This window comes from Bradyrhizobium sp. BEA-2-5 (assembly GCF_032918025.1).
Classification (GTDB): Bacteria; Pseudomonadota; Alphaproteobacteria; order Rhizobiales; family Xanthobacteraceae; genus Bradyrhizobium; species Bradyrhizobium pachyrhizi.
Window position 1 is genome coordinate 2,381,572 of the sequence record NZ_CP136629.1, and the last position, 20,977, is coordinate 2,402,548.

General features: G+C 65.3%; 20 protein-coding genes and 1 tRNA gene. 12 read left to right on the forward strand and 9 right to left on the reverse strand.

Annotated elements, in window-relative coordinates:
- Window positions 1-41: 41 nt before the first annotated feature.
- Both RX327_RS11120 and RX327_RS11125 read right to left on the reverse strand, forming a co-directional pair.
- Window positions 42-302: a helix-turn-helix domain-containing protein gene (locus RX327_RS11120; protein ID WP_016840962.1), complete on the reverse strand. Its 261-nt coding sequence runs from the start codon at window positions 300-302 to the stop codon at window positions 42-44.
- 169 nt (window positions 303-471) lie between these two features.
- A complete protein-coding gene (locus tag RX327_RS11125) occupies window positions 472-1,239 on the reverse strand; it encodes a 3-oxoacyl-ACP reductase FabG (RefSeq protein WP_317250265.1) in 768 nt (255 codons plus the stop codon).
- Window positions 1,240-1,365: 126 nt separating this feature from the next.
- Here RX327_RS11125 and RX327_RS11130 point away from each other — a divergent pair, with 126 nt between their 5' ends.
- Window positions 1,366-1,839 (forward strand): hypothetical protein, encoded by a 474-nt coding sequence (locus RX327_RS11130; protein ID WP_028334835.1) that lies wholly within the window; start codon window positions 1,366-1,368, stop codon window positions 1,837-1,839.
- Between the two features lie 89 nt (window positions 1,840-1,928).
- On the opposite strand, the gene RX327_RS11135 is transcribed toward RX327_RS11130, so the two are convergent.
- Complete coding sequence (locus tag RX327_RS11135; RefSeq protein ID WP_317250266.1) at window positions 1,929-2,183, reverse strand: hypothetical protein; 255 nt, start codon at window positions 2,181-2,183, stop codon at window positions 1,929-1,931.
- A 273-nt stretch (window positions 2,184-2,456) separates the two neighbouring features.
- Here RX327_RS11135 and RX327_RS11140 point away from each other — a divergent pair, with 273 nt between their 5' ends.
- The gene (locus RX327_RS11140) at window positions 2,457-2,897 is read left to right on the forward strand and encodes a hypothetical protein (protein ID WP_317250267.1); all 441 of its coding nucleotides are present in this window, start codon (window positions 2,457-2,459) and stop codon (window positions 2,895-2,897) included.
- A gap of 154 nt (window positions 2,898-3,051) precedes the next feature.
- Here RX327_RS11140 and RX327_RS11145 read toward each other — a convergent pair whose 3' ends face one another.
- From RX327_RS11145 to RX327_RS11160, 4 genes are all read right to left on the reverse strand, one after another.
- A complete protein-coding gene (locus RX327_RS11145; protein WP_317250268.1) occupies window positions 3,052-3,633 on the reverse strand; it encodes a GDP-mannose pyrophosphatase in 582 nt (193 codons plus the stop codon).
- Between the two features lie 19 nt (window positions 3,634-3,652).
- Complete coding sequence (locus RX327_RS11150; protein WP_317251244.1) at window positions 3,653-4,102, reverse strand: GNAT family acetyltransferase; 450 nt, start codon at window positions 4,100-4,102, stop codon at window positions 3,653-3,655.
- Between the two features lie 14 nt (window positions 4,103-4,116).
- Window positions 4,117-5,544, reverse strand: coding sequence for an FAD-binding oxidoreductase (locus tag RX327_RS11155; RefSeq protein ID WP_317250269.1), 1,428 nt, complete (start codon window positions 5,542-5,544; stop codon window positions 4,117-4,119).
- A 134-nt stretch (window positions 5,545-5,678) separates the two neighbouring features.
- A complete protein-coding gene (locus RX327_RS11160; RefSeq protein WP_317250270.1) occupies window positions 5,679-6,665 on the reverse strand; it encodes an L-threonylcarbamoyladenylate synthase in 987 nt (328 codons plus the stop codon).
- A 78-nt stretch (window positions 6,666-6,743) separates the two neighbouring features.
- On the opposite strand from RX327_RS11160, the gene RX327_RS11165 reads away from it, so the two are divergent.
- Window positions 6,744-6,820: transfer RNA gene (locus RX327_RS11165), tRNA-Pro, on the forward strand.
- A gap of 284 nt (window positions 6,821-7,104) precedes the next feature.
- On the opposite strand, the gene RX327_RS11170 is transcribed toward RX327_RS11165, so the two are convergent.
- Window positions 7,105-8,937 (reverse strand): PQQ-binding-like beta-propeller repeat protein, encoded by a 1,833-nt coding sequence (locus tag RX327_RS11170; RefSeq protein WP_050387917.1) that lies wholly within the window; start codon window positions 8,935-8,937, stop codon window positions 7,105-7,107.
- A gap of 261 nt (window positions 8,938-9,198) precedes the next feature.
- On the opposite strand from RX327_RS11170, the gene RX327_RS11175 reads away from it, so the two are divergent.
- The 3 genes from RX327_RS11175 (at window position 9,199) to RX327_RS11185 (ending at window position 13,021) form a co-directional block, all read left to right on the forward strand.
- Window positions 9,199-10,779, forward strand: a complete 1,581-nt coding sequence (locus RX327_RS11175) for a sugar ABC transporter ATP-binding protein (protein ID WP_317250271.1) — start codon at window positions 9,199-9,201, stop codon at window positions 10,777-10,779.
- Window positions 10,776-11,768 carry an ABC transporter permease gene (locus RX327_RS11180; RefSeq protein WP_050387916.1) on the forward strand — a complete coding sequence of 331 codons (993 nt, stop codon included), beginning with the start codon at window positions 10,776-10,778 and terminating at the stop codon, window positions 11,766-11,768. The genes RX327_RS11175 and RX327_RS11180 overlap by 4 nt, the downstream gene beginning before the upstream one ends.
- 101 nt (window positions 11,769-11,869) lie before the next feature.
- Entirely contained in the window at window positions 11,870-13,021 is a 1,152-nt protein-coding gene (locus RX327_RS11185; protein WP_050387915.1) for a substrate-binding domain-containing protein, read from the forward strand.
- A gap of 80 nt (window positions 13,022-13,101) precedes the next feature.
- On the opposite strand, the gene RX327_RS11190 is transcribed toward RX327_RS11185, so the two are convergent.
- Entirely contained in the window at window positions 13,102-13,893 is a 792-nt protein-coding gene (locus RX327_RS11190; RefSeq protein ID WP_410712184.1) for a DeoR/GlpR family DNA-binding transcription regulator, read from the reverse strand.
- Between the two features lie 243 nt (window positions 13,894-14,136).
- Between RX327_RS11190 and deoC the strand changes: the two genes are divergently transcribed.
- From deoC to RX327_RS11220, 6 genes are all read left to right on the forward strand, one after another.
- The gene (deoC, locus tag RX327_RS11195; RefSeq protein ID WP_050387914.1) at window positions 14,137-15,159 is read left to right on the forward strand and encodes a deoxyribose-phosphate aldolase; all 1,023 of its coding nucleotides are present in this window, start codon (window positions 14,137-14,139) and stop codon (window positions 15,157-15,159) included.
- Between the two features lie 10 nt (window positions 15,160-15,169).
- A complete protein-coding gene (locus RX327_RS11200; RefSeq protein ID WP_050387913.1) occupies window positions 15,170-17,557 on the forward strand; it encodes an aldehyde dehydrogenase family protein in 2,388 nt (795 codons plus the stop codon).
- 79 nt (window positions 17,558-17,636) lie between these two features.
- Window positions 17,637-18,092 (forward strand): RbsD/FucU family protein, encoded by a 456-nt coding sequence (locus RX327_RS11205; RefSeq protein ID WP_028337042.1) that lies wholly within the window; start codon window positions 17,637-17,639, stop codon window positions 18,090-18,092.
- A gap of 4 nt (window positions 18,093-18,096) precedes the next feature.
- Window positions 18,097-19,020: a ribokinase gene (locus RX327_RS11210; protein ID WP_028337041.1), complete on the forward strand. Its 924-nt coding sequence runs from the start codon at window positions 18,097-18,099 to the stop codon at window positions 19,018-19,020.
- Window positions 19,021-19,027: 7 nt separating this feature from the next.
- Window positions 19,028-19,903 carry a carbohydrate ABC transporter permease gene (locus RX327_RS11215; protein WP_050387912.1) on the forward strand — a complete coding sequence of 292 codons (876 nt, stop codon included), beginning with the start codon at window positions 19,028-19,030 and terminating at the stop codon, window positions 19,901-19,903.
- The gene (locus tag RX327_RS11220) at window positions 19,900-20,937 is read left to right on the forward strand and encodes a carbohydrate ABC transporter permease (RefSeq protein ID WP_050387911.1); all 1,038 of its coding nucleotides are present in this window, start codon (window positions 19,900-19,902) and stop codon (window positions 20,935-20,937) included. Before RX327_RS11215 ends, RX327_RS11220 begins: the two co-directional genes overlap by 4 nt.
- The last annotated feature ends 40 nt before the right edge of the window (window positions 20,938-20,977 follow it).

A 20,977-nucleotide genomic window follows, 5' to 3' on the forward strand; every position in this document is an offset into this window, starting at 1 on the left:
ATCGTCCCGGAAAGCCGCATCGCGCGTTTCCGGATCTTGCTCTAGGCTGCGGCGTGCTCGCTCAGCGGCACGTCGATGCCGTCGGCCGAATATTCGCGGATCTTGTTGCGCAGCGTGCGCACCGACAGGCCGAGCACGCGCGCTGCGCGCGTGCGGTTGCCGTCGCAGCGTGCGAGCGTCTGGAGCACGAGCTCACGCTCGACCTCGTCGACCGTGGCGCCGATCAGAAGCGGAACGATTTCATTTGGAGCCAGCGACGGCAGCAGAGCTTCCGGCGAAGGTACGGTGGACGCGTAAGACATGAACTCCTCCCGATCAACGCCCGCTTCGTCGGTGAAGCGAAGACATCGAGAACCAACTACCCCGTAGATCCACGGTGTGCCGGTTTGGTTAACAAGCCCTTAACGTGTCCCTAACTCCCTGCTCTGTAAGCAAAATACCCAGAAATCGCCACGATTGCGGTTCCATCTGTCACAATGTTCGGTAGCCGCCATCGACCATCACGATCGATCCCGAGACATATGCCGACAGGTCCGAGGCGAGGAAGATGGCGGGGCCGACGATGTCCTCCGGCTTGCCGGCGCGGCCGAGCGGGGTGTGGTCCATGAAGACCTTGACGAGGTCGGGATTGGTGGCGCGCACCTTCTCGTTCAACGGCGTCTCGATGAAGCCGGGACCGATCGCGTTGACGCGCACGCCTTCCTTGCCGAGCTCGGCGGCGAGCGCCTTGGTGAAGCCGAGCACGCCGTGCTTCGAGGTGGTGTAGGCCGCCGAGCTCGGCGTGCGCAGATGCACGAAGGACTGGATCGAGCCGATGTTGACGATGCGACCCTTGCTCGCGCGCAAGGGTGCGAGGAACGCCTGCGTCATGTTGAAGACGCCATTGAGGTTGAGCGAGATGATGTCGTTCCAATCCTTGATCACGGCCTCGTCGGTGCCGAGCATGCCGTTGCGGCGCGCGATGCCGGCATTGTTGACCAGGATCGAGACTGGCCCGACCTTGTCGGCCACCTGCTTTGCCATCGCGACGCAGGCATCGCGATCGGTCACGTCGAGTGCAAAGCTCTCCGCCTTGCCGCCGGCACTGCGAATCTCCTTGGCCGCTTCCGCCGCCGCATCGCCGTTCATGTCGAGCAGCACCACGCGCGCGCCCTCGCAGCCGTAGCTCAGTGCGATGGCACGCCCGATACCCGAGCCTGCACCGGTGATGACGGCGATGTGATTGTCGAGAAGGGCCATGGCGTTTCCTCGTTATGATTGTAAGCGTTGTCGACAACACTATTCAAAACTGCGCCAACCGAAACGCCAAGCCGCGTTTGCGCGTTGCTGTTATCCGAATTCGGATGACAGTTACGGACCGCGGACATGGACCCGCACATCAGACACTGGAAAGTTGCGATCGAGCGCTTTTGCGCGGCGCCGGATCCCGACTATCGCGAGATGGCCAAAATGGTCGCCGAGATCGCCGCGACCGACATCGACGAGACACTGCGGCATGCGGCCGCACAGGTGCTGCCGATCCTGCGTCAGGCGGCGCTGAAATCGGCCGACCGCCGCACCAAATCGATGGCACAGCGCCGTCTCGGCATCGTCAGCGACGCACTGCACATGCTGTCGGCGCCGCGGTTCGGCCGGCGCGGCCTGACGCCGAAGGTGCTGACGCAGGAGGAGCAGTACCGGCAATTGCTCGGCCTGCCGTTGGGCCGCCGCCTCGCTGCGACCGAAGTCCAGCAGGCTTTCAAGCGCGCCGCCAAGACGGTGCATCCCGACGGCGGCGGCAACGGCGCGGCATTCCTCGAACTCGCTGCCGCGCGCGACGCCCTGATCAAGCATCACTGACGCTGGATCGCGTCATACCTGACAGCAAAAGGACGGGCGCCGCGCTGTTGCCGCGGGCCCGCCGTTGCGCGTGATCGAATGGCGATCGCTCAGAACGCGCAGGTACCGTTGTTCAGGAGGCCGGTCTTGTAGCTGAACGCGGCGTCGAAGGTCGGCAGCTGCTCGCTGACGATGGAGAAGTTCGCCGGCCACGGCGTGGTCGGGATGCTCTCGTCCCAGATCTGGCAGAAGCCGCTGTCCTGCCAGCGGATCAGATGATAGGGCGTGGCGCTGGCCGGGCTTGCCGTGGCAAGCACCGACACGGTGGCGGCAATGGCGGCACAGGCAATCGCAAGACGACGCATGGGAAATCTCCGGTTTGAAAAATGAATGCTCCGCGGGGAAATCCTGGAGCTCAGGGGCCGATCGCCCCGGACATGCAGTGAGTATTGCAACCCCGGGAACAGGTTCAACGCCGGTCGTGCGAAAGCACCCGTCAACAAATCGGCCATCGCTGTGCCAAATTGCGCCTGTTTACGCGCTTGCTACAGTCGACGCATCGCGATTCGCAGCCGTGTCACCACGCGAGCAAATCGACGAGAGCAAATCGACATGAGTAAATCCTGGGGAGACCGCACATGAAACCTTCATCCACCCTGCGTGCTGCGCTTGTCGCGCTGCTGGCGTTCACGGGACTGGCTTTCTCTTCCGCGGCCCGCGCCGACAGCGGCTTCGTGACGCTGACGATCTACAAGGCGGGCTGGATCATCGGCGGCTCCGGCGGTTCGGGCGTGCTCAACTTCCGCGGCCGCTCCTATGCGCTCTCGACCGGCGGCCTCGACTACGGCCTCGTGTTCGGCGGCTCGAAAACCGTGCTGCGCGGGCGCGTCTCCAACATCAACCGCCCCTCGGACGTCGCCGGCGTCTACGGCGCCGCCGGTGCCGGCCTTGCCGTCGGCCGCGGCGCCCGCGCGATCGTGCTCACCAATCAGAAGGGCGCGGTGCTTGAATTGACCGGCCACCAGGTCGGCCTGATGGCCAACGCCGATCTGAGTGGCCTTGCGATCACGATGCGCTAGAGCCTTTCCCGTTCCGATAGAATCGGAACGGGGCTCTAGAACTCTTGTTGTGACGCGTTTTCTTCACGCGAACCGGTATCCACTTCGCTCGAAAACGCTCTAGTGCGCGGGCGCAGGCGATGTCGTCCCGGCACAGGCCGGGACGAGGTGGCGTTCACCTGAACAGATGCAGCGCCGCGTATTGCAGCAGCATGATCGCCTTGGCGTCGATGATGCGGCCGTCGGCGATCATCGCCAGTGCCTCGTCGATGCCGAGCTCCAGCACCTCGATGTCCTCGCCCTCGTGCTCGAGGCCGCCGCCGTCACCGATGCGCATGGCGGCGTCGTATTCGGCGACGAAGCAATGCAGCTTCTCGGTCACCGCGCCCGGAGACGTGAAAGCCTCGAACACCTTGCGCACATGCGCGAGCCGGTAGCCGATCTCCTCCTCGGCCTCGGCGCGGATGCGCGCCTCGGGCTCGGCGTTGTCAAGCACGCCGGCGGCCGCCTCGATCAGGAGATCGTCGTGGCCGTTGGCGAAAGCGGGGTAGCGGAACTGGCGCACCAGCACGACGCTGCGGGTCGTCAGATTGTAGGGCAACAGCGCCGCGCCGTTGCCGCGGTCATAGACCTCGCGCACCTGGGTCTGCCATTCGCCGTTGGCGCGCCGGTAGTCGAACGTCGCGCTCTTCAGCTCGTAGTGGCGCTTCGAAAGCAGCTCGACGTCCTTGACGCGAACGCGGTCGGCGATGCTCATGCGTCGATCCTCAACGCTCTCAGGGAGTCGCTTCGCGCCCGTCGAGCCATTTGGCCAGCATCACCGAGGTCGACTCGTCATAGCCGAGCGACTGGTAGAACGCGCCGGCCTTGGCGTTCTCCCGTCGCACCAGCAGTTGCAGCTTCGGCACGCCGGCCGCGCGCAGCCAGTCCTCGGCCGCCGCCATGATGGTGCGGCCAAGTCCCGTGCCCTGGCGGTCGGGATCGACCGCGACGTAATAGACCCAGCCGCGATGGCCGTCATGGCCGACCATCACGGTGGCGACGATCGCGCCGTTGTCGCGGCCGACCAGCACGGTGGAATTGTCGCGCCGCCGCGCCAGCGCGATGTCGGCATGCGGATCGTTCCAGGGCCGCGTCAGGCCGCAGCGCTGCCACAGCGCGACGACATCGGCGATGTCGTTATCGCTAATCGGTGCAATGGCGAGGGAGGCAGAGGAGGAGGGCATCGTCGCCTGCGCGCTCACAGCACCTTCCCCGGATTCATGATGCCGAGCGGATCGAGCATCGCCTTGATGGAGCGCATCAGCTCGATCGCGGTCTTGTCCTTCACCTCCGGCAGCTCGTCGCGCTTGAGCACGCCGATGCCGTGCTCGGCGGAGATCGAGCCGCCCATGCGCAGCACGATCTCGAACACCACCGCGTTCATCTCGTGCCAGCGCGCCAGGAAATCGGCCGTGTTGGCGCCGATCGGCTGGCTGACATTGTAGTGCAGGTTGCCGTCGCCGAGATGGCCGAACGGCACCGGCCGCGCGCCGGGGATCAGCTTCACCACGGCGGCATCGGCCTCGGCGATGAAGGCGGGCACGGCCGCGACGGGCACGGAGATGTCGTGCTTGATCGAGCCGCCCTCCGGCTTCTGCGCCGCGGACATCTCGTCGCGCAGCTTCCAGAAGCCGGCGCGCTGGGTGAGGTTGGCCGCGATCACGGCGTCGTCGACGATCTCCTCCTCCATGGCCCGGGTCAGGATCGTCTCCAGCGGCGTACGGGCATCCTCGCCCGGCGAGGACAATTCCATCAGCACGTACCAGGGATGCTTTGCCTCAAGCGGATCGCGCACGTCGATGCCGTGCCGCACCGAGAAATCGACCGCCATCTCCGACAGCAGCTCGAAGCTCGTCAGCGCTCCGGCCGCTTGATCGCGCGAGATCGTCAGCAGCTTGAGCGCCGCCGCCGGCGATTTCAGCCCGACGAAGGCGGTCTCGACCGCCCGCGGCTTCGGGAACAGCTTCAAGGTCGCCGCCGTGATGATGCCGAGCGTGCCTTCGGCGCCGATGAAGAGGTTGTGCAGATTGTAGCCGGTGTTGTCCTTCTTCAGCTTCGAGAGAGAATTGAGAACGCGCCCGTCGGCGAGCACCACCTCGAGGCCCAGCGCCATCTCGCGCGCGACGCCATAGGCGAGCGCCGCGGTGCCGCCGGCATTGGTCGAGAGATTGCCGCCGATGGTGCAGCTTCCCTCGGCGCCGAGCGAGAGCGGAAACAGCCGGTCCACGTCCGCCGCCTTCGCTTGCGCGATCTGCAGCACCACGCCGGCTTCGCAGGTCATGGTGTTGGAGGCGGTGTCGACCTCGCGGATCTTGTCCAGCCGGCGCAGCGACACCACCACTTCGCCATTGTGCGGCGTCTGCCCGCCGACGAGCCCGGTGTTGCCGCCCTGCGGCACCAGCGCGATGTTGTGCGCGGAGGCGAGCTTGCAGATGTCCGAGACTTCCGCGGTCGAGCCCGGGCGCAGCACCAGCGGCGAGCGGCCGTGGAACAGGTTGCGCTCCTCGGTGACGTAAGGCTCGATGTCGGCGACGTCGGTCACCGCATATTTCGCGCCGACGATGGCGCGGAATTTTTCAAGCAATTCGGGCGGAAGCGGCGGCACCGCTGATTGGACGATGTTCATTTTTTCTTGGTCTTTCACTCAGTCGGGGATCTTTGCCTAAGCATGCCCCTCGCGCAAACGCTTCGCGTTTGTCGCGAGGGAAAACCGGTTCCCGCTTGGCGCTAACGCGGCCGTTCCGGTCCGGGTCATGCTTGTTACCGCCCAACGGCTGCGCGGCGCAGCCGGTCATTGATGGCTTCGCCCAATCCCTCCTCGGGAATGGGCATCACCGCGATCGCATCCGCGTTTCTTTTGTCGAGGGTGCGAAGGTAGCCGAATAGATTGGCGGCGGCCTCGGCAAGATCGCCGCGCTCGGACAGGTTCATCTCCACCGAGGCGCATTCGCGCCGCGCAACCTTGGCCGGCCCGAACGACAGCAGGGCTTCGCCGACATGGACGTCGCTGGCGTTGAGCCGGACCGGTGTCCGCGGCGCGTAGTGCGAGGCGAGCATGCCGGGGGCAACCGGCTGGGCGTCGCTTTCCGCGTCTTGCGGCGGCGACTGCAAGGGGTGGCCGAGCACGCGCTCGATCTCAGCGCGCGTCAGCCCGCCCGGCCGCAGCAGCACCGGATCGGAGAAGCAGCCGACGATGGTCGATTCGACCCCGACCGTAACAGGCCCGCCGTCGACGATCAGGTCGATCCGCCCCGCGAGGTCGCTCTCGACATGGGCGGCCAGCGTCGGCGAGACGTGGCCGGAGATGTTGGCCGACGGCGCCACCACGGCGCCGCCGAAAGCCTTGATGATGTCGCGCGCCACCTTGTGGGCCGGGATGCGTATGGCGACCGTATCGAGCCCGGCGGTCGCGAGTTCCGCAACCGGGCAGGACAGCGCCTTCGGCAGCACCAGGGTCAGGGGACCCGGCCAGAACGCGTCCGCCAATCGCAGGGCCTGCCCATTGAACAGGGCAATCCGGCGGGCGGCGGCGATATCGGCGACATGCGCGATCAGCGGATTGAACGCCGGCCGCCCCTTGGCGGCGTAGAGATGGGCGATCGCCGTGGCGTTGGCGGCGTCCGCCCCGAGCCCGTAGACCGTCTCGGTCGGAAACGCGACCAGGCCGCCCTCGGCCAGGACCCCGGCGGCGGTCGCCGTGGCGGCGGCGCCGGCGGACAAAACGTGCGTTTTCAGACCTGTATCCACTGTGACTAGATTCCTCAATTGAGTGCCTTGTGGTCCCTTGCGGTCCCCCAAACCCGACGCTATAAGCCGCCTTCTTGTCGGAGTGTGGCTCAGCCCGGTAGAGCACTGCGTTCGGGACGCAGGGGTCGCAGGTTCGAATCCTGCCACTCCGACCATTCTTTCAAGTACTTATAGTTTCGATGTTTTTTGTGCGCAACAACATGCGCATCGATTTGAAGCGCGGCTGCCATGTCGGTCGATTTCGGGACGCCGGTCCCTCTTATCGGCGATTCGGGACCATTGGAGCGCGCGAGGGTAACGGCCCCTGACGTGATGTTGCGTAGCACGTCACCAAGCACCACACGGTCTCCCTTCGGACCTCTCGGCCGATCCTGTCCGGCATCAAAGCACGAATAGCCCGCGGCGAGTAGTGCTCAGCTTGCCGGCGCGCGAATACCTGTCAGGGGTTGCCGACCTCGAAGGCCAGCAGAACGTTGCCGGGCAGCCCGCTCCATTGCGCGTAGCCGGAATTGACGTACAGCATGCCATCGACGACGACCGGGCCGGGTCCGTCCATGGCACCGCCATGGGCCGGAACGCCGTTGACCGTGGTGTAGTCGCGGGCGGTGTCGATTTCCCAGAGCAACCGTGCGTCATCGGTCGCGTAGGCGCGCAGGAAGCCGCTCACGCCGCCCGAGAAGACGACGCCGGGAATGACAGTGACCGCCGCGGAGAGCGCGGGACTGCATTGGGGGCGGTCGCCACAGGCCACCGGCGCGACCTGCATCGCAATCTTCCCGGTCGCAAGATCGAGTCCGAACAGGCCGCCACCTTCGTTTGAATTCAGACGCCGGGTGCCGTCCCTTAGAAATCGTACGTCCGAATTGGCGACATAGATTCGGTCCTGGTCGGCGGCGGAACCCCACTCGGTCCCGCCCAACGCGCCACCCTTGCCGATCCGCGTCTGCCACAGGATCTTGCCCTCATGGTCGGGATCGAGCGCGTGGACCACGCCGGATTTCTGGCCGATCACCAGTGCGCGCTGTCCGTTATGCAAGGTCATCAGGATCGGCGATTGGCCGAAGTCATGGTCGGGGCCGCGGTCTTCCGGACAGTTGCTCTGATCGGTGCCGAAACACGCAACGACGAAGCTGTCCTTCGGCGTGGCCTGCTGATGCCACAGCATTCGGCCGGTCGCGAGATCGAGCGCGAGGATGGCATCGCTGGTGTCGGTTGCCGGGTCGGCATAGCTGTTCGAGGTCGCGACATAGAGCGCCTGGCGCTGCACATCGATCGTCGGCGCGGACCAGACCGACGCGCCGGCCGGACCGAACAGCTGGGTCCCGATCGCGTTCGCCCGTGTCGGATGCGGTGCCTCGGGGATCGTGTAGGCCTTCCAGATCGGTGCGCCGGTCTCGGCCTTCAGCGCAACGACGCTGCCGCGAAACGTACAGCACTGGTAGGTGGGGCGAGACCCGATGGCCTCCTCGATCGATGAAACGCCGACATAGACGACGCCGGAATAGAACACTGGCGCACCGGTAATCCGGGCCGCCACATGATCGTCGACCTTACTCTTCCAGATCAGTTTGCCGGTCGCGGCATTGAGGGCGTAGACGTTGGCACGCACATCACCAAAAAAGATGGCAGGCTGGCCGTTGTCCAGCGGGGCAAAGCTGATGGCCGTCCGCACCGGCGCCTCGGTCGGAAACGCCCAGCGCGTGCAGCCACTTTTGGCGTCGAGGGCATGGACCTTGCGGTCGCCGCCACCGACGAACAGCAAGCCGCCGACGACAGCCGGCTGCGCGTTGGCGTTGGACGTGTCAGGAAATCCGAACGCCCATTTCAGACGCAGTCGCGGGACCTGATCTTGCGCCAGGCCGGCCATTGCCGCCGGCTGAAACCGGCTGTTGTTGATGTCCGCGCCCCAACCGTTCCACCGCGGCCCGTCGATCGGCTGCGGAAAGCCGGTCTCGTTCTGCGCGCATTGTCCCGCGCTCTCGGCTGCCGCGAGCGAAGCGGCCTTTCCGGTGACGAGCGAGGCGATCGCCGCCCGCTCGTCGCTGGTCAGTCCCTGCGCGAAGGATGCCATCGGGCCGGTGGTCATCTCACCAAGCACCTCGTCGAACGATCTGGATTGCAGCGCAGTGCGGCTCGGCGCGCGAATACCCGTGTTGCTGCTGTCGTGACATTGCGCGCAGCGTTGCGCGTAGAGGTCGGCACCGCCTTGCTGTGCGGTTGCGGGCAGGCAAGACGAGATCAGGGCGATGGCAATCGCAGCACTCGGTTTCATCGTGATTCACCGGCGTTGGCTTTGATGAAGAGAGCGATTGCAGCTTAGCACAACCTTCCGGCTGCCATCGTGCCTGGCGGAGGCCGGCGGCATGCATGACGGTGCAGGATCCGATCGCCGCCGCCTTCAATTCGAGCGCCCGCCCGCGCGATCTCCCATTGACAGGCCGGCCGATGTGATAGAATTATAACACAATAAGTTGCAAAAATAACAACATGTCACCATCGTACCAGCGCCTCGCGCGGTCGACGGGAGGAAAATTTGGAATTGTCCGGTTCGATCGCAGCCGAGCCTCGGCCGTCGACGGCGCTGTTGATGGTCGGTGGCATCAGCAAGCGCTTCGGCGGCGTGCGGGCATTGCGCGACGTCAACCTCGATGTCCGGGCCGGCGAGGTGCACGCGCTGCTGGGCGAGAACGGGGCCGGCAAGTCCACGCTGATCAAGATCCTCAGTGGCGTCCATGCGGCCGACAGCGGCACGATCGAGATCGCCGGCAAACCAGCGACGTTCGACAGTCCGGCTAGATCGCGCGAGGCGGGCATCGCCGTCGTCTATCAGGACCTTAGTCTCGTCGAGTCGCTGAGCGTCGCCGACAATCTGTTGCTCGACCGCGAGGCGCGTACGCGGTTCGGCTTTGTCCGCAAGCGCGAACTGATGGCCAGGGCCGGGACATTCCTGAGCGAGCTCGGCATTCCCCTTGATACCAAGGCGACGGTCGGCTCGCTGCCGTTCGCCTACCGCCAGATGACGGAGATCGCCAAGGCGCTGATGGGCGAGGTGCGCCTGTTGATCCTCGACGAGCCGACATCGTCCCTGACTTCGGATGAAGTTCGCATCCTGTTCGATGCGATCGGCAAGGCGACGCGCCGCGGTGTCGGCGTGATCTATGTGACCCATCGGCTCAACGAGGTCTTCGAGATCTCGCAGCGTGTCATGGTGCTACGCGACGGCGCCAATGCCGGCACGTTCGTCACCGCCGAGACCGACATGAAGCGGCTGGTGAACGCCATCATCGGCACCGACCGATTGGCGCCCGCGGCGTTGCGCGCCGAGGCTGCGGCCGCGCGTTCGTTCGATCCGTCGCCGGTCCTGTCGTTGTCGGGCGTGTCGAACGATCGCCTGTCGGCCGTCGATTTGTCCGTCATGAAGGGTGAGATCCACGGCCTTGCCGGACTGATCGGCAGCGGACGCACCGAGGTCCTGGAGACGATCTTCGGTCTTCGGCCGGTCGACAGCGGCGCCTGCCAGATCGACGGCCGGCCGTGGCTGCCGAGGAGCCCGGCCGATGCGATCGCACAGGGTGTCGCGCTGGTGCCGGAAGACCGGCACGTGCAGGGCCTGGTGCTGGATCATTCGATCGAGCGCAACATCACGTTGCCGCGGATTCCGCATTTCTCGCGCTGGGGCTTCATGCAGCAGCGCGCCGCCGCACGGCGTGCCGACGCTGCGGTGGCGAAGCTATCGGTGAAGGCACAAGGCGCCTCGAGCCTCGTCAGGACATTGTCCGGCGGCAACCAGCAGAAGGTCGTGTTCGGAAAATGGAATGATCCGCGGCCGCGCGTGCTGCTGCTCGACGAGCCGACGGTCGGCGTCGACGTCGGCGCGCGCGAGGAGATCTACGGCGTGATCCGCAATGCTGCCCGCGACGGCACCGGCGTCCTGGTGGTCTCGTCGGACCTCGTCGAACTGATCGAGCTCTGCGACCGTATCTCCGTGATCGTCGATGGACGCGTGGCGCGAACGCTGGTGCGCGGGGAGATCGATGATGCCGAAGAGCTCCATCATCTGCTGCAGATCTACCAGGCTTCCGAACAAGGCGTATTGCAAGAGCCACACGCATGACCGAACTGACTGCGCCCAACCTCGTCGCCTCGTCGACCCGATCCGATCGACGCCGCAAGCTGCTGCAGAATCTGCTGCGGGGCGAGCGGCCCTACATGCTGTACATCGCCTTCGTGGTGCTGCTGGTCGTGTTCAGCCTGTCCTCGCCCTGGTTCCTGTCGGTCGACAACTTCCTGAACATCGGACGCCAGACCACGCTGGTCTCGATCATCGCGGTCGGCATGACCTTTGTGATCATCGCGCGCCAGATCGATCTGTCGGTCGCGTCGACCTTGGCGCTGTCGGGCATGGCCGCGGCGCTCGCGATGAGCCAGATCAACAACAGCTGGATCGTCGGCGCCGCTGCCGGGCTCGGCACCGGTGCGCTGGTCGGGCTGCTCAACGGCATCCTGACCACGCAGCTCTCGATCCCGTCGTTCCTGGTGACGCTGGGTTCACTCAGCATGGCACGCGGTTTGGCGATGATGGTGACCAATACCAAGCCTGTCATCATCACCAACGAGACCTATTTCGCGATCTTCGGTGAGGGCTCGTTCCTGGGCATACCGGTTCCGATCGCCTGGACGCTGGTGGCGATGATCGTCGGCATCCTGCTGCTGCACTATAACGTGTTTGGCCGCCGCATCTATGCGGTCGGCGGCAATCCGACCGCGGCGCTGTATTCCGGCATCAACACCAAATGGGTGACGACCGCGGCCTTTGTGCTGACCGGCGCGCTCGCCGGGCTTGCGGCGCTGGTGCTGTCCGCGCGCTCGCACGCCGCGCGGCCCGACGTCGTGCAGGGCATGGAGCTTGACGTCATCGCCGCCGTGATCCTCGGTGGTTGCAGCCTGTTCGGCGGGCGTGGCTACATCCTGGGGACGCTGTTCGGCAGCCTCATCATCGGCACGCTCAACAACGGCCTCGTGCTGCTCGGCGTCAGCTCGCCGCTGCAGCTCGTCATCAAGGGAGCGATCATCGTGGCCGCGGTCGCCTTCACGAAACGCTAGAGCACGATGGCGCAGCGCGTGCGCCGCACGGTCAGGCGTTGCAAGGGTAAGGGCAAGGTCGCCGGCCTCCGGTCAATCGGCGACCAAAACGGGAGGAAACAATGAAGCCAATCTTGCGACAAACCCTGCCACTGACCGCGCTGATCGCGGCGACGGCCATTTCGATCGCCGCCTCGGCTCGCGCCGAAGTGCCTGCAACCTGCGTCAAGGGCGTCGATCTCGCGACGCTTGGACCGAAATCGATCGTCGGTCAGGGGCCTCATGGCGAGAAGGCCGCCTCGCCCGAGGTGCTGGCGCTGTCGGACGCCGATGCCGCCAGGATCAAGGAGAAGCATTTCAAGGTCGGCATCTCCATGCAGACCGTCAATCTCGACTGGGCGCAACTGCAGATCCAGGGCATCACCGACACGCTGAAGAAGTATGGTGTGACCGTCACCGGCGTCGCGTCCGCCGAATATCAGGTCGACAAGCAGATCGCCGACATCGAGAACACCATCCAGCAGCATCCGGATGGCATCATCTCGATCCCGGTCGATTTCACCGCGACCGCGCCGACCTACAAGAAGATCGCCAAGGCCGGCATCAAGCTGGTACTGATGGACAGCATCCCGACCGGCCTGAAGCATCCGGAGGAATATGCGTCCATGATCTCGGCGGACAGCCAGGGCAACGGCCTGATCGCGGCCCAGATCCTGGCGTCCTGCGTCGCGCAGGGCGGTACCATCGGTCTCGTCAATTTCGGCGTCGATTATTTCAGCACCAACGAGCGCACCAAGGGCGTCCGCGAGTGGATGCAGAAGAATCGTCCCGACATCAAGATGAAGCAGGTCGACTTCACCGACCCGCCCAAAGTGTCGCAGATCGCGGGCGACTTCCTCACCGGCAATCCTGATATCAAGGGCCTGTTCGCGGTCTGGGATCAGCCGGCGCTGGATACGCTGAGCTCGATGCGCGCGCAGGGCATCGACATTCCGGTCACCACCGTCGATCTCGGCCTGCAATCGGCGATCGAGATCGCCAAGGGCGGACCGCTGAAGGCAACCGGATCGCAGCGTCCCTATGACCAGGGTGTCGCGGAAGCGATGGCGATGATGAACGCGCTGCTCGGCAAGGAAACGCCGGGCTGGATCGGCGTGCAGTCGCTGCCGGTGACGCAGTCCAACGTGCTGGAATCCTACAAGACGGTGTTCAAGAAGGAGCCGCCGCCGGAGCTGACCGACGCCTGCAACAAGGCGAAGCCTGCCTGCAACTGAGCTACGGGAGTTCGATGCGTGGTCCCGCGAGCCCGCGCATCGTGAGCAGCCTGATCCGGGCGTGCCAGCCCCCGCTCGGATCAGGTTGCGCCGGTCACGTATTCGACGGGAAGGCTGCGGAAGTGCTTGCGCATGTCCGCCGACGCCGCGCCGCCGACGATGATCCGCGAGAACGCGCCGATATCGGAGAAGAATGCCGATTTGAGGCTGCCGAGCTTACTCGCGTCGATCACCAGGATGCTTTCCATCGCGGTCTCGATGACGGCCTGCTTGACGGCGACTTCGTGAAAATTCGAGCAGCTCGCGCCGCGGGTCCAGTGCACGCCGCCTGCGGAGATGAAGGCCTTGTTGATACCGAGCCGCCGCAGATAGGACAGGCCGTCGTCCGACGCAAAGGATTGCGACGACGGATGGTAGAGCCCGCCCATCACCATCACCTGCGTGGCCGGCCGTCGCGTCACGATCGACGCCACGTTCATCGAATAGCAGATCACCGAAAGCGGCAGGTCCTCGGGCAGGCAGTCGGCCAGCGACTGCATCGTTGTGCCGCAATCGATGAAGATCGTATCGCCTTCCTTGATCGAGGCCGCGGCAGACCGGCAGGCCAGACGCTTGTCCTGGGTGTGCTGATCGATCTCCTGCTCGAACGTGTACTTGACCCCGGTCGGCGACGCCGCATTGACGACGTAGCCGCCGAGCAGCGCCAGCGCGGCGTCCGGCCCGGCGAGATCGCGCCGGACCGTCATTTCGGACACCTTGAGGAGCTCGGCGGCGTCCTTCAGATGCAGCGTGCCGCTCGAACTCGACGGCGCGGCGCAGCCTCTGCAGGCGCTGCACGCGCGTCTCGCTTGGTCGTGCGTTCGATGTTTCAGTCATTTTGATCGCCGGGCTTGCTTATCCGATTGACAATGATCTTACAATGTTGTGAGTTTATCAACGTCGATTTGTTACAATAATAACATCCAGTTCGGCGGGCTGATCGAGGGTCGGGGACGATGTCGTCCTCAGGCAGTCGGCAAACCCCGCGGCAAGGTCAGGGAGGATCACATGTTGCGATCGACACATTCAGTCTATCTGGCGATCTCGTCGATTCGCTAGGACCGCACGGCGCCTCCATGACGCAGAGCGTCTTCATACAGAATCCGTCCCCATTGGCAGCGCAGCCGCCTTCCCCGGGCGGCGAGCATCCGCTCCCGCGCAACAGCGGCCGTGCGCTCGAGATGGATTGGGTCGACGAGATCAGGATCAATCTGTCGGCCGCCGAACGCCGCGTTGCGAGCCTGCCGGGCCGGCGCACGGTCAAGAAGGACGCGCAGGCGGCGTGGCTTCTCAAGGCGATCACTTGCATCGACCTGACGACGCTCAATGGCGACGATACGACCGAACGGGTGAAGCGCCTCTGCGCCAAGGCCAAAGCGCCGGTGCGCGGCGACCTTCTCGAGCGTCTCGGCTTTGCGGGCCGCGAGCTGCATACCGGCGCGGTCTGTGTCTACCATCGGTTCGTGGCGACGGCCGTCGAAGCGCTCGAAGGATCCGGCATCCCGGTCGCTGCGGTCTCGACCGGATTTCCCGCAGGTCTCGTGCCGCACGATCTGAAGCTGAAGGAGATCGAGGCGTCGGTCCGCGATGGCGCGGAGGAGATCGACATCGTCATCACGCGTGAGCATGTGCTGACCGGCGATTGGCGGGCGCTTTACGCCGAAGTGCGGGATTTCCGCGCCGCCTGCGGCGACGCCCATCTGAAGACGATCCTGGCCACCGGCGATCTCAAGACGCTGCGCAACGTCGCCAAGGCGTCGATGGTCTGCATGATGGCCGGAGCCGACTTCATCAAGACCTCCACCGGCAAGGAAGGCGTCAACGCGACGCTGCCGGTGACGCTCGCGATGCTGCGGATGATCCGCGTCTATCAGGAGCGCACCGGCTACCAGATCGGCTTCAAGCCGGCCGGCGGAATCTCGACGGCAAAGGACGTGCTCAACTATCAGTTCCTGATGAAGGAGGAACTGGGACGCGACTGGCTCGAGCCGGACCTGTTCCGCATCGGCGCCTCCAGCCTGCTCGCCGATATCGAGCGACAGCTCGAGCATCACGTGACTGGCCACTATTCGGCCTTCAATCGCCACCCCGTGGGATGAGACTCCAGCGATGAGCGTCGCAAACTATTTCGAGACCATGGAGTATGGCCCCGCGCCGGAGGCTGACGGCGAGGCACGCGCCTGGCTGGCGCGGCATGACGCCGTGTTCGGGCATTTCATCGCCGGCAAGTTCACAGCGCCGCATGCCGGTAAACACCTCACGACGACCGAGCCCGCCACCGGCAAGTCGCTGGCGCGCATCGCGCAGGGCGCTGCTGCCGATGTCGAGGCGGCGGTTAGCGCCGCGCGCACCGCGCAGGCAGCGTGGGCAAAGCTCGGCGGTCACGGCCGTGCGCGTCATCTCTATGCGCTGGCGCGCATGCTGCAGCGTCACGCCCGGCTGTTCGCCGTGCTGGAGGCGATCGACAACGGCAAGCCGATCCGGGAAACCCGCGATCTCGACGTGCCGCTCGCTGCGCGCCATTTCCTCTATCACGCCGGCTGGGCGCAGCTGCAGGAGCGCGAACTCGCCGATCAGGTGCCGGTTGGCGTGATCGGGCAGATCATTCCGTGGAATTTCCCGCTGCTGATGCTGGCCTGGAAGATCGCGCCGGCGCTGGCCGCGGGCAATACGGTGGTGTTGAAGCCGGCGGAGTTCACCTCGCTCACCGCGCTGCTGTTCGCCGAGCTTTCGGCTGAGGCCGGCTTGCCGCCGGGCGTGTTGAACGTCGTGACCGGCGATGGCGCGACCGGTGCATTGCTGGTCGAAAGTTCCGGTGTTGACAAGATCGCGTTCACCGGCTCGACCGAGGTCGGGCGGCTGATCCGCCAGTCGACCGCGGGCACCGGCAAATCGCTGACACTCGAGCTCGGCGGCAAGTCGCCATTCATCGTGTTCGACGATGCCGATATCGACGGCGCGGTGGAAGGCGTGGTCGATGCCATCTGGTTCAACCAGGGGCAGGTCTGCTGCGCCGGCTCGCGGCTGCTGCTGCAGGAGGGGATCGCGGACACTTTCCGCAGGCGCCTGATCCGCCGCATGGAGACGCTTCGCGTCGGCATGCCGCTCGACAAGGCGATCGACATGGGCGCGGTGGTCGCGCCGGTTCAACTCGAACGGATCAAGTCGCTGGTCGAGACCGGAGTGAAGGAGGGCGCCGAGAAATATCAGGCGTCCGGTGCGATCCCGGCGGAAGGATGTTTCTATCCGCCGACCTTGCTCTGGAACGTGCATCCGTCCTCGACGGTAGCGACCGAAGAGATCTTCGGCCCTGTCCTGGTGGCGATGACGTTTCGCACCCCCGACGAGGCCGTGATGCTCGCCAACAACACGCGCTACGGCCTTGCCGCCAGCGTGTGGAGCGAGACGATCGGTCTGGCGCTCGATGTCGCGCCGAAGCTCTTGGCCGGCGTGGTCTGGGTCAACGCCACCAATCTGTTCGACGCCAGCGTCGGCTTCGGCGGCTATCGCGAGTCCGGATCCGGCCGCGAGGGCGGCCGTGAAGGCATGTACGAGTATCTCAAGCCGAAGGCCTGGAGCGGGCGCAAGGCGCGGACCAAGGCATCGCCGCTGCCGACGGCTTCTGGCGCCAGCGCCGGATTCGATGTGCCGCCGATCGATCGGACGGCAAAACTGTTCGTCGGCGGCAAGCAGGTGCGCCCGGACGGTAATTATTCGCGTCCGGTGATGTCGCCGAAGGGCCGGCGCCTCGGCGAGGCAGGCGAGGGCAATCGCAAGGATATCCGCAATGCGGTGGCCGCGGCGCGCTCCGCCGAGTCCTGGACGCGGGCAACGGCGCATAATCGCGCCCAGATCCTCTATTACCTTGCCGAGAATCTTTCCGCGCGCGGCGACGAATTCGCCCGGCGCATCGCCGACATGACCGGCGTGTCGGCTGCGAAGGCGCGCACGGAAGTCGATGCGAGCATCGAGCGGTTGTTCAGCTATGGCGCCTGGGCGGACAAATTCGAAGGATCCATCCACGCGCCGCCGCTGCGCGGCGTGGCGCTCGCGATGCATGAGCCGATTGGCGTGGTCGGCGTCGCCTGTCCCGACGAGGCGCCGCTGCTCGCCTTCATCAGCTTGGTGGCGCCGCTGATTGCGATGGGCAACCGGGTGGTCGCCCTGCCCAGCGAGCGGCATCCGCTCGCCGCGACCGACTTCTACCAGGTGCTGGAGACCTCGGACGTGCCGGGCGGCGTGGTCAACATCGTCACCGGAGACCACAGCGAGCTGGTCAAGGTGCTCGCCGAGCATGACGATGTCGACGCGCTCTGGGCGTTCGGATCGCAGGATGCCTCAGCGGCCGCCGAACGGCTGTCGATCGGCAACCTCAAGCGCACGCTGGTCGATCATGGCCTCGCGCTCGATTGGTACGACAAGGCCGCGAGCGAGGGCCCGATCCTGCTCCGCCACGCGGTGCAGGTGAAGAACATCTGGATTCCGTACGGCGACTAGCGACGTCACCTTGCGGTGATATCGATGGGGTTCGGACCGTCAGAGTCCGGCGAGTTTGAAGACAAGGGAGGGACGCAACATGCTCAAGGGCATCGATCCACTGCTCAATGCCGACGTGCTCTACGCCCTGCGGGCGATGGGGCATGGTGATCGTCTGGTGGTGTGCGATACCAATTTTCCGGCCGACTCGATCGCGCGCCAGACGGTTCTCGGCCGGTTGCTGCGCATCGACAATGTCAGCGCGGCCAGGGCGATTGAGGCGATCCTGTCGGTGATGCCGCTCGATACGTTTGTCGACGATGCCGCGATCCGCATGGAGATTGTCGGCCAGGCGCAGGAAGTGCCACCCGTGCAGCGCGAGGTGCAGGTCGCGATCGATCGCGCGGAGGGACGGTCCTGGCCGCTGGTCGGCGTCGAGCGCCACGCTTTCTACGAAAAGGCCAAGGCGGCCTATTGCGTGATCGCGACGGGCGAGCGGCGCTTCTACGGCTGCTTCCTGTTCAGCAAGGGCGTGATCGGGCCGGACGGGGAGTGACGAGATGAGCAAGAGTGGCGTCGCCGTCCTCGGCGTCTTCGTCGTCGACCTCGCGTTCCGCGCCGGCAACATGCCGGCGATCGGCGAGACGATCGCCGGTTCGGGATTCGCGATGGGGCCGGGCGGCAAGGGATCCAACCAGGCTGTCGCGGCCGCGCGGGCCGGCGCCGGCGTGAGCTTCATCTCGCGGATCGGTAGCGACGCCTTCGGCGAGCTTGCGATCAGGACCTGGGAGGCCGAGGGAATTCGGCCGCGCGTGGCCAGGACGGCGGACGCGCCGACCGGCGCAGCCTTCATTTACGTCCATGAGACGCGCGGCGACAACGCCATCATCGTCGTGCCGGGTGCAGCAGGCGGTATCGGCCCGACCGATGTCGACGCGGTGGCGGACGCGATCCGCGACAGCCGCGTGTTCGTGACGCAGCTTGAGCAGCCGCTCGATGCAGCGCGGCGCGGGCTCGAGATCGCGCGCGCCGCCGGCAGCATCACGGTGTTCAATCCGGCGCCGGCGATCCAATTCAACGATGGCCTGTTTGCGCTGTGCGATTATGTCGTTCCGAACGAGACCGAGGCCGAAGCGCTGACCGGGATCGCGGTGGGCGATCTCGCCGGAGCCCGCCGTGCCGGCGACGCCCTGTTGGCCAAAGGCGCCGGGACGGCGCTGATCACCCTCGGCGAGCGCGGCGCGCTATTCCATGCGCGGGATCGCTCGCTGCACGTGCCGCCCTTCGCGGCCGGCAAAGTCGTCGAAACCACCGGCGCGGGCGATGCATTCGTCGGCGGCTTCGCGGCGGCGCTCGCGGACGGCGTCGATCCGCTCGAGGCTGCGCGGTTCGGTTCGGCGACGGCGGGAATCTCGGTGACCCGGCCGGGCACCGCGCCCGCGATGCCGCGGCGCGCGGAGATCGAAGCGCTGCTGAGGGGATGATGCTGCGATGATGCGGAATGATCCGATCAAGCACGTCTTCATCTGGCCGGCGGTGCTCGTCGTGCTGGCGATCTCGATATTTCCGCTGATCTATTCGCTGACCACGAGCTTCCTCAGCTACCGCCTGATTCCGCCGATCCCACCGCGCGTCGTCTGGCTCGGCAATTATGCGACGTTGTTGCAGGAGCCGCGGTTCTGGAATGCGCTCTTCACCACGACGCTGATTGCGCTCATCGCGGTCGGGTTGCAATACGCGATCGGGTTCGGCGTCGCGCTGGCGCTGAATGCGCGGGTGCCGGGCGAGCGGCTGTTCCGCGTCGCCCTGCTGCTGCCGATGCTGCTGGCGCCCGTCGCGGTCGCGCTGGTGGCGCGCATGATCTTCAATCCGACGATGGGACCGCTCAATCAGTTCCTGTCGAAGTTCGGCCTGGTCAACCTGCCGTTCCTCACCAATGGACATTGGGCACTCGCCTGCATCATCGCGGTGGAGGTCTGGCAGTGGACCCCGTTCATCATCCTGATGATGCTGGCCGGGCTGCAAACGCTTCCCGAAGATGTCTACGAGGCCGCCGAGCTCGAGAATGCCAGCGCCTGGCAGCAGTTCTGGGGTATCACCTTTCCGATGATGCTGCCGATCTCGGCCGCCGTCGTCTTCATCCGCCTGATCGAGAGCTACAAGATCATGGACACGGTGTTCGTGATGACCGGCGGGGGGCCGGGTGTGGACACCGAGACGCTGACGCTGTTCGCCTATCAGGAAGGCTTCAAGAAGTTCAATCTTGGCTACACATCGGCGCTCAGCTTCCTGTTCCTGATCGCGATCACGATCATCGGTGTCACGTATGTTGCGCTGCTGCGGCCGCATCTGGAGAAGCGCCGATGAGCGGGCAGGGCTTGACGGGACTGTCGCCATGGAGCCGCCGCCTGGTCGCAGCCGGCGTTCTCGTCTGGTGCCTGATCACGGTGTTTCCGCTCTATTGGGTGGTGGTGACCGCCTTCAAGACGCCGCCCGGCGTCGTCGGCGGACCTACCTATCTGCCGTTCATCGATTTCACGCCGACCTTGCAGCCCTTCATCGATCTCTATCAGGGCATCCGCGGCGAGTTCTTCCGGACCTTCCTGAACTCGACCATTGTTGGCCTGTCCGCGGCAGCGATCGCCACGGCGATCGGCGCGATGGCGGCCTATGCGCTGGTGCGGTTCGAATTCAAGGTCCGCTTCGGCGCGGGCCTCGTGTTCTTCCTGCTCGCGCTCGGCGGCTACCTGCTGTTCAACACGACGTTCGGGTTCACCCGCCCGCAGGCCCTGTTGCTGGCCTTTCCGATTGCGCTGATCGTGGCCGTCGCCGCCAACCGCCTGCCGCTGCCGGGACCGATCCTCGGCAATGAGGACATCCTGTTCTGGTTCGTCAGCCAGCGCATGTTCCCGCCCATCGTCACCGCCTTCGCCCTGTATCTGCTCTACAGCGAGATCGGCCGGCTGGGCTTCCAGCTGATCGACAGCTTTATCGGCCTGACGCTGTGCTACGTCGCCTTCTCGCTGCCGATCGTCGTCTGGCTGATGCGCGACTTCTTCGAGGCTGTGCCGATCGAGGTCGAGGAGGCGGCGATGGTCGACAATGTGCCGAGCTGGCGCATCTTCTTTGGAATCGTTGTGCCGATGTCGATGAACGGGCTGCTGGCGACGTTCATGATCACGCTGGCCTTCGTCTGGAACGAGTTTCTGTTCGCGCTGTTCCTGACCAATTCCAGATGGCAGACGCTGCCGATCCTGGTGGCGGGACAGAACAGCCAGCGCGGCGACGAATGGTGGGCGATCTCGGCTGCGGCGCTCGTCGCCATCGTTCCCATGATGATCATGGCGGGCCTGCTCAGCCGGATGATGCGGTCGGGCCTGCTGCTCGGGGCCATCAAATAGCAAAAAACCTTGTAGGGAGGACTAGACGATGTTGCGACGG

Bases quoted from the DNA above. Each gene is read 5' to 3' on its own strand.
- RX327_RS11170 (WP_050387917.1), bottom strand. From the start codon at position 8,937: ATGAAACCGAGTGCTGCGATTGCCATCGCCCTGATCTCGTCTTGCCTG.
- RX327_RS11150 (WP_317251244.1), bottom strand. From the start codon at position 4,102: ATGCCCTCCTCCTCTGCCTCCCTCGCCATTGCACCGATTAGCGATAAC.
- RX327_RS11130 (WP_028334835.1), top strand. From the start codon at position 1,366: ATGGACCCGCACATCAGACACTGGAAAGTTGCGATCGAGCGCTTTTGC.
- RX327_RS11200 (WP_050387913.1), top strand. From the start codon at position 15,170: ATGAGCGTCGCAAACTATTTCGAGACCATGGAGTATGGCCCCGCGCCG.
- RX327_RS11185 (WP_050387915.1), top strand. From the start codon at position 11,870: ATGAAGCCAATCTTGCGACAAACCCTGCCACTGACCGCGCTGATCGCG.
- RX327_RS11205 (WP_028337042.1), top strand. From the start codon at position 17,637: ATGCTCAAGGGCATCGATCCACTGCTCAATGCCGACGTGCTCTACGCC.
- RX327_RS11155 (WP_317250269.1), bottom strand. From the start codon at position 5,544: ATGAACATCGTCCAATCAGCGGTGCCGCCGCTTCCGCCCGAATTGCTT.
- deoC (WP_050387914.1), top strand. From the start codon at position 14,137: ATGACGCAGAGCGTCTTCATACAGAATCCGTCCCCATTGGCAGCGCAG.
- RX327_RS11120 (WP_016840962.1), bottom strand. From the start codon at position 302: ATGTCTTACGCGTCCACCGTACCTTCGCCGGAAGCTCTGCTGCCGTCG.
- RX327_RS11215 (WP_050387912.1), top strand. From the start codon at position 19,028: ATGATGCGGAATGATCCGATCAAGCACGTCTTCATCTGGCCGGCGGTG.
- RX327_RS11140 (WP_317250267.1), top strand. From the start codon at position 2,457: ATGAAACCTTCATCCACCCTGCGTGCTGCGCTTGTCGCGCTGCTGGCG.
- RX327_RS11135 (WP_317250266.1), bottom strand. From the start codon at position 2,183: ATGCGTCGTCTTGCGATTGCCTGTGCCGCCATTGCCGCCACCGTGTCG.
- RX327_RS11145 (WP_317250268.1), bottom strand. From the start codon at position 3,633: ATGAGCATCGCCGACCGCGTTCGCGTCAAGGACGTCGAGCTGCTTTCG.
- RX327_RS11210 (WP_028337041.1), top strand. From the start codon at position 18,097: ATGAGCAAGAGTGGCGTCGCCGTCCTCGGCGTCTTCGTCGTCGACCTC.
- RX327_RS11220 (WP_050387911.1), top strand. From the start codon at position 19,900: ATGAGCGGGCAGGGCTTGACGGGACTGTCGCCATGGAGCCGCCGCCTG.
- RX327_RS11180 (WP_050387916.1), top strand. From the start codon at position 10,776: ATGACCGAACTGACTGCGCCCAACCTCGTCGCCTCGTCGACCCGATCC.
- RX327_RS11125 (WP_317250265.1), bottom strand. From the start codon at position 1,239: ATGGCCCTTCTCGACAATCACATCGCCGTCATCACCGGTGCAGGCTCG.